Source organism: Leptospira interrogans (assembly GCF_900156205.1).
GTDB classification, from domain to species: Bacteria; Spirochaetota; Leptospiria; order Leptospirales; family Leptospiraceae; genus Leptospira; species Leptospira interrogans.
Genome location: NZ_FTNA01000015.1, coordinates 36,942 through 50,481 on the forward strand (window position 1 = coordinate 36,942; position 13,540 = coordinate 50,481).

Sequence of the window (13,540 nt, forward strand, 5' to 3'; positions counted from 1 at the left end):
GCTTTATAAATAGTCTTTACCACTCAGACGAATGAAAAAAATGAATCAAGAATTTTTAAAGATATGAGTTTCTACGTTTTCAGAATTTATCTATAAAATTTTGGTTTGTGGGAACTACTTAATGTGAGTTCGGCGTAAGGAATCATCGTTCATTTTTCTAAAAAAGTTGTGATCTCGATTCCTAAAATGTGGGAACTCCCGCAAATTACGATTTTACAAATAAATTCTAAAATTATAGGAACTATTACTTTTAGAAAATTCTTTCTCGTTTTCTTACGCTGAACTCATATTAAATAATTATTTTCTAAAACTACCTATAGATTTAAACTTGAATGATTCAAAAGTAAATATAAATGTGTTTTGGCCGCTTTGTTTTGGAGTAAATTTACTTTGGAAAGCATATCTAGTTTTTCTTTTATTAAAACTATTAAAAAAATAGAATATTCTATTGAAATTATAACTATAACTCTGATTTTTGAAAATAGGAAAATCTGCGGAGTATTGGAAGGGGAGCAGATAGAAGCTCAGTTTAAATGTTCCGGTGGGTTTTTGCTGATTACTTCCTATAATTATTACGATGGCACGGATTACTGGTATTATTTTCTAAATACCGATTTGGAAGTTAAGGACATGATATTTGATCCTTATGTTTCATTTTTATATGTGGAAAAGATAGATATTGTAGATTTACGAGTACTTGAACTCAGTTTTTTGAAACCGAATGAAACTTGGCATTTAGTAATTCATTCTAAACCTATTTGGGATTTTTCTCTTTCTGCTATTTTAAAAAGACCATTTCGTTTTATTTTCAAAAAACGAATTATGTCTTTGTTCAGACTGAAGCCACCGAGTTGAACAAAAGATATTGATTCCAACTTTTTAATTTTAAATCAATGTGGGAACTCACATCTAAGAGATAAGTTTGTTCTAAAATCTCAAAAAATTTGCGTGATCATTCTTTAGAAATTTTTAATAAAATGCAGTAATTCCTACACATTTTTAAAAACCGTAAAATCAAATATACTTTGTATTGAATTTTTTTGTCTAAACATTAGGAAAATAGGAATTCCTAGGTTTCGAGACAACCATTTTAGAAGAGTTTAATATATTACGCCGAACTCATATTAGTTGCCAAGAAACTTTCAAAAAACGTAATGAATTTTAGAACAAAGCATAATTGTAGTAATTACTGCAAATTTGAAATTCTACTGTAGGACTTTTAAAATGTGGAACTACTACAAATTTAAATTTTTACTAAGAGCTTATACTACTACTCGTCCTTATAAAATTGAGTATCTGTAAATGTTGTGATAAATTGTCGATTAACGTGAGTTCCAATGCGAAAGCGATTGGTGAAGGAACTCAGTAAAACATTCTTGCAAACTCAAGCTTCTCACTCTCTGAACTCAATACATTGCTTTTTGAATGCCGATCCTTAGAGGGTATTCACTGAGTTTCTGGGTCGTTCAAGAACTCAGCGTTTCGCTTCTATAAAAAATTGAAATCAGGAAAAGATTTTATTTTCAATTGAACCCTCAATCTGTTGATCGAGCTGGAAGTGCGGTCTGGCAAAGCTGGATTTGCTCCTATTTTCTTACACAAAATGAATTCACATTATTGAAATGTAAACTATGAGAGCTGTTAAAAAATTAATTCTCCATCTGTTTTATAGGAACTGTCAATTGAAGCAGTTTTGTTAATCTAAACTATGGAATTTTTCAACAACTCTATTGGATTGAGTACTTTATTATATGGTTATGAAGTATAACTTGTCGAGAAAACATGCATAACGTTAATACTTATTCTTTTGGGTTTACTACAATCGGAAGATTATCCTTACCCTGTGGAACAAAGATCAGTTTAGAATTTGGGCTCTCAAATGATTTATACTGAAGATACTTAGTAGTCAATTTGTCGTTGATAATCGATTGAGACTTCGCTTGTGCCTCTGCCCGGATTAACTGAGCTTCTGCATCTGCCTTTGCTTTCTTCTTAGCGATTTCTATGTTTTTTTCTGCGATTTCCAGTTCGTATTTTTGTTGTTCCAGTTCTTGTTGTTTTGTTAACTTTGTTTCAATTGCGTGTAACATATTAGGGGAATATTCCACATCATCTAAAATCACGTCGAACACTTCGATATGTTTTCCCTTTGTTCTTTCTATAACTGCAGATTTAATGTCCTTCGCTAAGACCGCACTATTCTTAGAAATTTGGATCATCTGATGATGGGAAACTACGTTTCTAATAGAAGCCCTAAACTCCGGCTGTACAATACTTCTATAATATTCCGGACCAACTTCTATGTGAAGTTGATATACTTCGTCTCGAATCGGTCTCATGATGACTATTGCTTGAACGTCTATTTTCAAATCATCATTGGTAAGTACGTCTACCTTTTCCTTATATGCATTCCATTGTGTGGAATAGGTATAAATATCATTCCAAGGGTATAACCAATAAAATCCGCTTAATACCGGTTCTTTGTGCAAACCTATATCCGAAAGCCCGAAAGGTTTCCAAAAAAGTCCTATTTCCCCGGCTTTTACCGTAGAACCGCAATACAAAGTTGGTAACAATGTTAAAACGAACCAAAATTTTTTTCCATTCATAGTTTTTCTTTTCCTTAGCCGTTCGGGCGAGCGAATTGATTGTGTCTCGATCGTTTTAAATGTACGGTTTTCAGCAATCAACATTTAAAACCTAAAATTATATTTTATTTAAAATCTGACTCTCTATTTTAAAACTTTCTTATATCAAATCACTATAAAAATTTTCGATTTTATTTTTTAAACTTTCTTATGCTGATTTATTTCTATTTTAACATGAGTTCGGTATAACCGATGTAAAAATAGTTATTATGTATGATCTAAAACACGATCCATAGAGAGCGTTTTGCTGAGTTAACGCAAACTGTCAAATGGACTGAGCACTGAGTTTGCGAAAGCGGTTTTACTGAGTTCAAAAAGTAATATTGAGTTAAATTCTGAGGAAATTGGAGCGTTGAGTTTTTTATTCGTCAGGATTTTCTTACGTCGAATACACATTATTAAAATTGTTGAAAGATTAATTCTCTATCGGTTTTCGTTGTATGGAAACGGTCGATTAAAGCGTTTTGTTAATTGTTGCTATGGAATTTTTCAACAACTCTATTTTACTAATCTCTATCAAATTGTTACCGCAAATTTCTATTGTAAAGTTCTGTTCCGCTGTAAAACACTAGGTATTCTATTTTATAATTTTGAGTAGTATAAATTTCTTAATAAAAACATTCAATTTTTATAATTTTATTTTGAAATCATTTCTTAGAACTAGCTACATAAAAGTTTCTAGAGCTATTTGGCTTAAAATGAATGATACGCAAAAATTTAGAAGGTGTATTATAAAATTCTAAATGATTTGAGATTAGACTCATTTAATAGTTTCTTTTTGAGTTTGTGAACAAACTAATTTTCTCCGTCAAATTCTATCGTAAAACGTTTGATCAGTTTTGGATCTACGTATTTCATACTCGCGTAAAAATCTCTCTTGTGTCCTGACGGGAATCCTTGGACTGCAAAACGACAGGTTTCCAAAAGAATATCTTCTTTATCGTAAAAGTTCATCGTAAAAAAAGCCTCTGTATGATCTTTTCCGGATAAATTTTCGATTTGTCCGTTAATTTCGACATAGGTGAACTGATCCTGTAATCCTACGTTATAATATTTATAATTTCCGTCGATGGTCATCATTCCATTTGATTTACTCCAACTTGAAATCGGAATCAAAAGAAAGAAAAATAAAATAAATAAACGGAACATCGAAAACTGGAGCTGTTTTAAGTTTAGAAAAAAACCTGTCACAAAAAAATTCAATGTCATAGCTCCTTACGGGGATCGAAACAAAGCCCGTCGAGTGCCAATATAAGTGAGACGCAGAATAATTCAGTTTGATCTTTTTGATTAAGCACAATTTGGCTTTGGGAGGGGTTGTAAGTTTTTTTGTCTTTGCAAAATAGGTTTTTAGATTTGTCAGTCATATTAGGCCCGATTTAGAAGCGTATCATTGTATTCAAAAAACGGAAACCTTTTTCTTACTACTTAGACGAGTGAAAGTAATATTAAAAATGAATGGTCAATTTTGTAAATATACAATAGTTTTCAAAAAGTTGTGTCTAATCCTGAATGATTGGCTTTTTACTCAGAGCTATATAATAAAGTACCTAGTCTTTTGCACTAAAACCGGGCTCTGTAATAGGAATTTACAGTACTCAATTTTATAGGGATCAGTAACAAGTTTTAAAATGGTAATGCACATCTGCCGCTTGGACATTGATTTACGGATGTACTTGTTGGATATTCTCCAGAACCTCTTCTGTCTTCTCCCTCTCCCGTACAATTTCTGTTAGAGACCATGGAATCAAACATATTTGTTGTGAGCATTCCCAATGATTGTATAGTTGTAAACCTTATCAGTGTATTTGATCCTTCCAAATTCGCAACTATTTGAGACAGCTCTGTGGTGGGTATTAAAAATCTTCTGAATTCTTCTAATGTCCACAAATGCACGTTAGTTGGAATTACTACTAATCCCTGAGAGATTCTAAGAATTGGAGCTGCGTGTCCTGTTATGGTTCCATCAGGATGTTGTTGCTCCATGACTCCTAACCAAATGCTTCCAGCAGGGGAATTAATAAGTGAGCTAATGTGAGAAAGAATCTCATCCCGATTCGTAAATTCAGTAGAAGCAGACCAAAAATATTGGGGCAGCATAGAATCAATAGATGCAAATGATAAGAAACTTTGTGTAGAATAGTGAGGATAAGGAGCATACTTTTTAGGTATATCTTCTAACAGTCTTTCCAAATGCGGATAACGTTGACCAAACGATATAAAAGGATCTGTATTTGGAGCTGTATCAAAAAAGTAACCTCCACTCTGAAGAGGTTCTCGAGAATGATACTCCAGAAGCTCTGCCAACATCTGAAAGCTATGAAGAGCACAAGGGCCACAGATTCCACTGACTCGAGTCTCGGATTCAGCGGAAACTGAAGTTGCTATTTCATAAAGTCTTCGGATCCAAGCCTCAGTTAATTGAAAGTCGGGCGGTAATTCTCTTTTGATTCTTCTATGTACAATATTTTCTCTTTTGCCAGCCGGACAATATTGTCCTGTTTTACCAAGGTTACTTGCTGTATAACGTGTCCAATCCAATAAATCTTTATTAACAACAAACAGAGAAGTTGGGCTATTGGTAGTGTCCTTTTCTAAATAAGAAGGTTTGGCTGTATAGGCAGAGCCCCAATTGGATCCATATCTAGTAACTCTCAGCGCATTTCCCTTATAATCTGTAATCATTCCTCCTTGATCAGTTTCAAAAAAGACATTCCAAAAAGTTGGATTTCCCTTGCTTTTACTTTCAAGTAAATCACTACACCATTTCCATTTCACCCAATTCCATTGATAGTTGTCTACCTGAGAATACATACAGTAGAGAGAACCACTGATTGGATCATACTGAGCGAGATGTCCATTTTCAGGATTGTAGTAGAGAGGAGTTGTATTTTTATCTGAACCACCCCAGCGAATAAAATAACGTTCCTGTCCCTCAGTAGTTTGCAAATCCCAGGCTATAGAAGTTTGAATGCTGATATTTCCGGGAGTGGCTATTGTATTCACCCAATCGTTCATGGAAGAATCTAAAGTATGATTGTATCTATCACCAGAATTTCTAGAGATATAGCCGTACCAATTATAATCCTTCAATCGGTAAAACCCATTTGCAGTCCAAAAAGAATTGTTTTTTATAATCCATCTTTGCAGAGGATCATTGATCGTACAAGGTCTGAGATGAACATAGTCCCAGTTTTTCTCTGCTTTAATTACTTTCTCCGGAGCAGTAATACATAACCACGTATTATTGATGTTATACGAAATTCTTTGAAACACGTCGTATCTTGCATTCATAACGTGCATTTGCCAACACTGTTCAATTATAATATAACTTTCACCGCCGCTAAAATTAGGACCGTAACAAAACTTTCCTCCATCGCTTACAATTACTTTGATTGGTTTGTCTTTTGGTGGATCGGTAGGTTTTTGAATAACTGAGTATTCAATCTTTGATAAAGCGTGGATATGTGTATGATTTACTCCATACTCGAATCCAGATCCGATTGAAATTAAAAAAAATGCTGTTAACACTTTCCACTTATACATTTCTACACCTTTTTTTGTTAATTCAATAATTATAATGCATCATGAAACAAATACAGTGTTTAGAAGATTGAATTGTAAGTTGATGTTTTGTGGAACAAACATCAAATATATTTAAATTCTCTAAAACATAGACAACAACAATTTTTTAAGGGAAAGTATAACATCCACACGGCTTTTAGTTTACATTATATGTTAGAACATTGTAATGAATAAAGATGATAATTGGTTTATTTTGGACTTAGATTTGAATTATAACTGAATTCTAATTCGTATTTTTTAAAGTAGATCGGTTTCACTGTATGAAAATGATACTAAAAATTAACGATCGATTTTTGCAAAGAAACAGAAGTTTTAAAAATTACGTTTTATCCAAATTATTCTTTTTTTTGAAGTGAATTCTATATTCTAAGCTTTAAGCAAGTTTAACATTGTTTTTATGCTTCTGAGTGATATATATGGTGAAGTTGATACGGTTGATTTTTTGTAATTGTAAGATTTACTCTTTGGTTCTTGTCGATATTAATTGTAAAATCAAATTACTGAAACTGACTTCATTGAAATAGTTTAATAATTTTATATAATTATCAAAAGATTCCCTTGGGATAGAAGTATTGTTTTCTTTGTTTATGAGTGATGTTAGAGAATTATACAATGAAATATTGCTTTTTAGATTATAGAGTTCCTCGGCGACGTTTATATCTGGATATGTGATATAACCTTTGGCACTTCCGGTTCTAATTGCATCGGGATGTGTAGGCTCAAATAAATATCTTTGATTAGAGTTTTCGGAAATTAAAAAAGAGCCATCGTCTTGTAATTGTATGGTTCTTTTTTTATAGGATATTGTATTTACATTTATAAGGTTTGTGTAACACTGTTCGATATGAGCTATTTGAATCGTTAAAAAATATTCTAATTTATGAATATTATGATCATTTTTTATAATAAATATTACGGAATTTTTGTTGGAGAATTGAACTTTGGATTTATTTAGAAAGTCTTCTGCAAAAGGCTTTTGGACTCGATCAACAAAAAAACTAATATTTTGAGGGCGAGCACTACAATTAAAGTTTAATATAGATATTAATAATATTATGAGTTTTTTTAAGACTTTGGAATCTAATGGTTTGCTAAAAAGGTAGCCATAAATACTTAAAAAACTTGTTCTGCAAGAACTTCTAAATTTACATAAAAATCTATCATTGTTATTGTACATTTTCATAGGATTATTTAGAACTATAAAATAGAATACCCAATGATTGCACTCAAATAATCCTTTATAGTAAAAGTTTTCGGTATTCAATTTTATAGAAATTAGTAAAATCATTCTTTTTAACTTAGAGCTTGCTCAAAAATCTTAAAGAATTTTACGCTATAATTTAATTTTTTAGAAATTTTGAATCAAATGCAGAGTTTCCTACAGATTAGCTCGTATTACTGATCTCTATAAAATTGAGTACCGTTGATTTTATCACAAAACACTGATTCCATGCAAAATATTAGGTACTTTATTATATAGTTATGAGTAGGCAATTTGTGAACTTTCGAGCAGTTATTAAATTTTTGTAATAGGTCCCAGGTTTTTGTGAAACTCAATCTCACGGGTCGTTCGAAAAACTCAGAGTCTCGCTTCTTGAACTCAATACATTGCTTCCTGAATGCCGATTCTAGAGGTATTCGCTGGTTGTGTTAACTCAACAAAACGGGTCGCAATGACGCTTGACAAATCACGTTCTATAATAAATTGAAACTAAAGACAATTGTTGTATTATGTTTTTTGTATACAATCTATTGACCGGAGCTGAGAGTTTGGTCCGACTGCTATAGGCACCAGATTTTCAACCATCGAACTCACGTTAAGATAAGATGGAACAATTAAATAAACTCACCGTATTCTATTTTTTAGTTTTGATTTTTTTTGATTCTAAAATATCCTAAGCGATTTCAATTTGATTTTCTAGGTTTACAAAACTTGAATCGTATCTGTTCCTTTTGGATAGGTATTTAAAAAATATCCGTTTTCCCAAAGTAAAAACTCGTTTTTAGTAACTATACGAGATCCGATTTTTGCATAGGTTTGGGATTTCATTTTTCTAATGAATTGATTGGAAAATTGACTGACTGAATCAAAATTCCATTAAGAAGGACTATCTAAATTTTTATAAAAGTTTTCCCACTCTTCAGCTCTTTTGAGAGTATTATGATTGGTATAAGAGTTACATAAACGATTTCCAGTATTTGTACTCAAATGCAATTGAATCATTCCTAAATTGTCCGAACTAAATCGATATTTAGCCTCGTTACATTTTTTTAGATCGAATGAAATTTTCCGTGCTTTAAATTTAAGTTCGCTACCTTGAACATAAATATTCAAATAAACCGTGTTTAATTCTTGCTTATTTGAAACTCTTGAATGATTTCCTATTCGAATAGGTTTTTCAAAATCTGAATATAATTCATAGATAGAACAATTCTTTTTTTGAAACAAGTAGTTTAGAATTTCGATGTGATCTTCTAAGGTTCCATACTAACTATAACTAGACATGTTTTTTATTTTTTTTACTGAATATTTCTATTCGAACGATCTTTAGTAATTTCGCCTAACGCAATTTTGCGAACCAATCAGTTGTTTTCCGGAACCTCGTCCAGATAACTTTTTAATTCTTCTTTAAGTCCGGGTGGAAGTTGAAGTCCAGAACTTTCAATTCTTTCATTGTACTTACTAAATGAAAATCTATGTCTGGAAGTTTTTAAATAATCTTCTAAAGCTTCTGAGCCCCAATCTAAAATTTCTTGGATGAATTCCTCGTTCTCTTCTAATTTTTCACAGTAAGGAATAAACAAAGGTCTATTTACCGGCCTTCCGATGGTTCTATAAAACATAAGTCGTTTGAGAAGATCGCTGTCTTTCAAATTCTCCTTTTGTTCCATGGCCTTTTCCACCATTCTTAGATTGATACAATCCAAAAACTCCACTTGTAAATTTTCGTCGTTTAGACGTTTACGAAGAGAGGTTTTAATTTCTTCGGTTTCAAAAAGAAAATTGGGGCAGTATTCTGGACATTCCACATCTTTATGAAGATCACAATAATGAAGTAAAATACAATCTATGTCGGAAGCGGTTTCCACAATTCCAAAATTAATTGAACCTAAGATTTCTACTCCTGTATGAAATCCTTTCTCACCTAACTCCTTTAAGACGATTCGAAAGGCCTGCATTCTTTTCAGAGCTTCCTTGGTATCGTAGTTCCGATATTTATTTTTTAAAGCGATGTATTTCTCTATGAGTTTTGTCATCCTGTAATGTTCCTGAGATACAGGTTCATCCCCTTAAGTACTACATCCGGAATTTCATGCCCACCCTGAAAAGCGATCATTTCTCCTTTCCATCCGGCTCCGATTAAAAGTTGTTCTAACTTTTTAGAAGCGGGATAACCTAACACCGGATCCAGTCTACCGTGGCTTTGAAAAAAACGATAATCCTTCTTTTTTTCAGCGAGTCTTTTCCAGTCAGTTTCGCTGATGAGAGTTCCGGATAAAATCATCAGACCTGCTGGAGCTATTTCGGAATGAAGAGTAATATCAGTCGCAAGCATCGCGCCTTGACTGAAACCTCCCAAGATAATCTTATCCATAGGAACTCCTAAAATACGAATCATCTCCATTGCTTTCTCTCTAGCGCTTTCCAAACCAGCAGGATAACGATCCGAAAAATCCCGATAACCTCCGGTTGTCATCGCTCTTTGTAAAGCTTCCATGTCGATTGGAAACCAAGCTCTTCCATTATAACCGGGCATTACAGGAATTTCCAAAATTCCATTTGGAAATAGCCAATTAGTTCCATCTGGAAGATCTAAGTACGCACTGAGAGGAGAAAGATCGTATGCGTTTGCTCCGTAACCGTGAAATAAAATTACAGTGTATGTTTCTGGATTTCCAGGGATATAAACCGCTTCGATCGGTCCTATCATTTCCAAAGGTCGATTGTAAGAAGACTGCATGTTTTAATTCTCCAAAAACAAAATGAATGAATATTCATAGAAACGAATCTATATTTTCAATTTCAAAAGGTAAAGGAAATTCGAAAGAAAGTTTTTAACTTGGCAATTCTATTTCTCTTACGGAAATGGAAAGCCAATTAGAATCTCGATTTGAGGGAAATCATGTCTAAACAGTTCGAAGGAAAAGTAGCACTCGTTACCGGAGCGGCGTCTCCTCGCGGTCTCGGAAGAGCGATCGCAAATACAATCGCTAAAGAAGGAGGCGACATAGTACTAGTCGACCTTAACAAAGAACAGATAGAACAAGCGGCGGCTGATGTAGCCAAAGAATTTGGAGTAAAAACTTTAGGACTTTCTTGTAACGTCACTAAACCGGAGGACTGCGATTCTGTCATTGCCGGAGTAAAAGAAAAATTTGGAAAACTAGACTTCCTCGTTAACAATGCCGGAGTTCTCAAGGATAATCTTTTTATACGTATGTCCGAACAAGAATTTGATTTTGTTTTAGACGTAAACTTGAAAGGCGTTTTTTTGATGACTAAGTATGCTTCTAAACTTCTTCTTAAAGCAGAGTCTGGAAGGATTGTAAACATTTCTTCTGTTTCCGGTCTTACTGGACAACCGGGACAAGCAAACTATTCTTCCTCAAAGGCGGGAGTGATTGCATTGACAAAAGTTGCGGCGAGAGAATTTGCAGGAAGAAATGTTCTAGTCAATGCAGTTTGTCCCGGTTACGTTCAAACCGATATGACTGCATCTTTGCCAGAAGAAGTTCAAAAGAAACTGACCGATCCTGCTTTTATTCCTCTTAGAAGGCCGGGGACACAACAAGAGATTGCAAATGCCGTGAAGTTTTTCTTAAGCGATCAATCCAATTACATTACCGGAACTTATTTAAGAGTTGATGGTGGTGCAGCAATCGGTATGTAATTTAGAAAGCGATTGTGGAGATAATAGAAAAATAATTCAAATCTCCTCAATCGTTCAGATTTTTATTTTATCTGATTTTAGTATTTTAAAAAATTTTTATATATTAAATTTTGTATGTATTTGGGCCGTCGGGTGGTGGTTTGTATATAGATTATTTTTTATCGTACCCAGCTTAGAGTGTTTTTAATTTTAACGAGATTCGGCCTTTCGGTTATAAAATTTACACGACTGTATTATAGTAGTAATTAACAAAACTTTTGTCTTTTGATTTTGAGCTTGTCCCAAAGTCGTCCAATGTGGAACTACTACGAAAATTTAACAGATTAGAACTGCTCGAAAGTTCGTAAATTGTCAATGAACCTAATTTGTAGGAACTATTGCATTTTATTAAAAATTTCTAAAGAATGATCGTGTACAATTCTTTGAGGTTTTGGGATAGGCTCTGATAGAAATTCGTTTTAAGTAATTTATCTCTTTATGATTGCAGAAACATATAAAAATGAATTTGTTTTAAAGTGTGGGAACTTCCACAGAGTATGTCTAATTGGTAGCAATTGACTTGTGCAGTGGTTTTCCTAGATGTTTCAATTTGTAAGAGTTCCCGCAGAAATCGTCATATCTGGAATTTGAGAACTTTCTAGGTAGTTTTTAATTATCAAATCTTTGTAGTTTTTAAATTCTGGGACAGATTCTTATAGGAATAAGTTATAACCCACATAGTTCCTACATTTTAAATTATTGGATAAGTTTTAAAATTTTCTTAGGAATCTCTATAAAATAACGTGATTCGGTGTAAGAAAAAACTTCTAAAAATAAGAATTCCTACAATTTTAGAATTTGTTCTTACTACTCGGACGCCTGAAAATAATACCAAGTTATTAACGGGCGAATTTGCGAAAAAAATAGAGGTATTTAAAAAATACCGCAAATTCAGGATTTACGGCATTTTTAGAGTAAGACCAAAACATTTAAATTTTTGAAACAATCTAACCCAAGTATTCCTATTTATACGTCCGAGTAGTAAAATTGTAATTCGCAGTAGTTCCCACATTTGAATACGGCAGATTCAGTTGTTATAAACTTCTATTTTATAAATTGTGGTAGTTCCCACATTTTAGGAATCGACCTGTAGGCTCAGATTTCAATTTTTTGAAAAGAATAAGCCTCTTTATACTAACTCAAATAATACTACGCTTTATAAGTATTTTCGCTCACCTTCTTCAATTAAAAAAATGCCATAATTCTATATTTTGACGTATTTTACATTTAAAAAACAATAATTAAATTATTAATATATTTTTACTATTAATTTGTTGATTTAAGGTCATAAAAAATAAAATATGTTAAAATTTTGTATTTTATGACTAATTATGAAAAAGCGAATCATTTTGATTTTATTTGGAATTTCCGTTTTCTGTAATTTACTATTTGTTTATCAGGTTTTCAAAAAATTTTCAAAACCAGAAGCGATTACGACAAAGCCCGACTGCCGTAAGGAAGTGGAAGATAAAAGGGAATTCTACTCAGTCGTTCGCATTCTTCCTCATCCTCCTGACTTTTTAGAAGGTAGAAGTCTCCGTTTTCTTTCCTATACTACTCGAAAAGAAAACGGCAGAAAATGGATTCTTTTTAAAGAGAAGATCGGTAACGGTCAAAAAGAAACCAAAGTTGACGCGGAAGCGGTTCGATGGTTTTGAAAAAACTCGTCCGAATCCTTTTCGTATTTCTCGTAGGTTCTACGACTACGAGTTTGTTTTCAGAAAATCAAACTTCTGGCGAGATTCAGTATCGCGAAGGTATTTTACTTTTAAATAACGGTCCTGCTTTATTCGGAGAAGTAGGCGAATTCCAAGGTTTTTATTTCATTCGTAATTCTAAAATTGGTAAAAAAGTTTCGAAAGATCAAGTTATTGACTTTGTTTCAGAAGAATATTATAATAAAATAAAATACTCTTCGGCGTTAAAAAGTGCATTTAGATCTCTTGTTTTTTTTAACGCCTCCGCAGACAAACAATGGAGAGGATTCCCTCAAGACAATTCTCCTACTGACGGAAGGTTAGAAGACTTTTTTACTCTCTGGATTAAAATCGGTCTACTTCTATTGACCGCAGCAGCCTATGCAGATGCGGATGAACGAAATCACTCTCTAAAAAACGCTTATTCCGGTTTTAACGGTAAGGAAAAACACGCATTCCAAAATTCTTATACAAGATACCAAATCTTAGGTGGAATTACGATTGGTTTTTTCACTTTTACCACCATTAAGGCCTACGTTCGTTTTGGTAAAAATGATCACTACAAAGACCTGCAAATTCAAGGGAGAGAATTAAGACCATTTGGCGAAACCTTGGATCCGAGAACTTCTGTTTGGGGTACTTCAAATATTCAATTTGCATTTACATTATACTTTTGAGG

12 protein-coding genes are annotated in these 13,540 nt (G+C 33.1%); 4 read left to right on the forward strand and 8 right to left on the reverse strand.

Features of this window, described 5'->3' with window-relative positions:
• The first annotated feature begins 360 nt into the window (after positions 1 to 360).
• Positions 361 to 855, forward strand: a complete 495-nt coding sequence (locus BW942_RS12980; protein ID WP_000729345.1) for a hypothetical protein — start codon at positions 361 to 363, stop codon at positions 853 to 855.
• Positions 856 to 1,799: 944 nt separating this feature from the next.
• Here the strand turns inward: BW942_RS12980 and BW942_RS12985 are convergent.
• From BW942_RS12985 to BW942_RS13020, 8 genes are all read right to left on the reverse strand, one after another.
• Positions 1,800 to 2,609 carry a prohibitin family protein gene (locus BW942_RS12985; protein WP_001013490.1) on the reverse strand — a complete coding sequence of 270 codons (810 nt, stop codon included), beginning with the start codon at positions 2,607 to 2,609 and terminating at the stop codon, positions 1,800 to 1,802.
• 834 nt (positions 2,610 to 3,443) lie between these two features.
• A complete protein-coding gene (locus BW942_RS12995; RefSeq protein ID WP_001009021.1) occupies positions 3,444 to 3,851 on the reverse strand; it encodes an FxLYD domain-containing protein in 408 nt (135 codons plus the stop codon).
• 423 nt (positions 3,852 to 4,274) lie between these two features.
• Positions 4,275 to 6,194 (reverse strand): DUF1561 domain-containing protein, encoded by a 1,920-nt coding sequence (locus tag BW942_RS13000; protein WP_000280002.1) that lies wholly within the window; start codon positions 6,192 to 6,194, stop codon positions 4,275 to 4,277.
• 496 nt (positions 6,195 to 6,690) lie between these two features.
• Entirely contained in the window at positions 6,691 to 7,521 is an 831-nt protein-coding gene (locus tag BW942_RS13005; protein WP_000601945.1) for a flagellar basal body rod protein FlgC, read from the reverse strand.
• 636 nt (positions 7,522 to 8,157) lie between these two features.
• The gene (locus BW942_RS21990) at positions 8,158 to 8,283 is read right to left on the reverse strand and encodes a hypothetical protein (protein WP_000842064.1); all 126 of its coding nucleotides are present in this window, start codon (positions 8,281 to 8,283) and stop codon (positions 8,158 to 8,160) included.
• Between the two features lie 48 nt (positions 8,284 to 8,331).
• Positions 8,332 to 8,682 (reverse strand): hypothetical protein, encoded by a 351-nt coding sequence (locus BW942_RS13010; RefSeq protein WP_000486779.1) that lies wholly within the window; start codon positions 8,680 to 8,682, stop codon positions 8,332 to 8,334.
• Positions 8,683 to 8,816: 134 nt separating this feature from the next.
• Positions 8,817 to 9,491, reverse strand: a complete 675-nt coding sequence (locus tag BW942_RS13015; protein ID WP_000163651.1) for a hypothetical protein — start codon at positions 9,489 to 9,491, stop codon at positions 8,817 to 8,819.
• Entirely contained in the window at positions 9,488 to 10,195 is a 708-nt protein-coding gene (locus tag BW942_RS13020; protein ID WP_001191980.1) for an alpha/beta hydrolase, read from the reverse strand. The genes BW942_RS13015 and BW942_RS13020 overlap by 4 nt, the downstream gene beginning before the upstream one ends.
• A 162-nt stretch (positions 10,196 to 10,357) precedes the next feature.
• Between BW942_RS13020 and BW942_RS13025 the strand changes: the two genes are divergently transcribed.
• From BW942_RS13025 to BW942_RS13035, 3 genes are all read left to right on the forward strand, one after another.
• Positions 10,358 to 11,125: an SDR family oxidoreductase gene (locus BW942_RS13025; RefSeq protein ID WP_000043153.1), complete on the forward strand. Its 768-nt coding sequence runs from the start codon at positions 10,358 to 10,360 to the stop codon at positions 11,123 to 11,125.
• Positions 11,126 to 12,495: 1,370 nt separating this feature from the next.
• Positions 12,496 to 12,822: a hypothetical protein gene (locus BW942_RS13030; protein WP_000746007.1), complete on the forward strand. Its 327-nt coding sequence runs from the start codon at positions 12,496 to 12,498 to the stop codon at positions 12,820 to 12,822.
• Positions 12,813 to 13,538 carry a hypothetical protein gene (locus BW942_RS13035; protein WP_000243193.1) on the forward strand — a complete coding sequence of 242 codons (726 nt, stop codon included), beginning with the start codon at positions 12,813 to 12,815 and terminating at the stop codon, positions 13,536 to 13,538. The genes BW942_RS13030 and BW942_RS13035 overlap by 10 nt, the downstream gene beginning before the upstream one ends.
• Positions 13,539 to 13,540 lie beyond the last annotated feature (2 nt).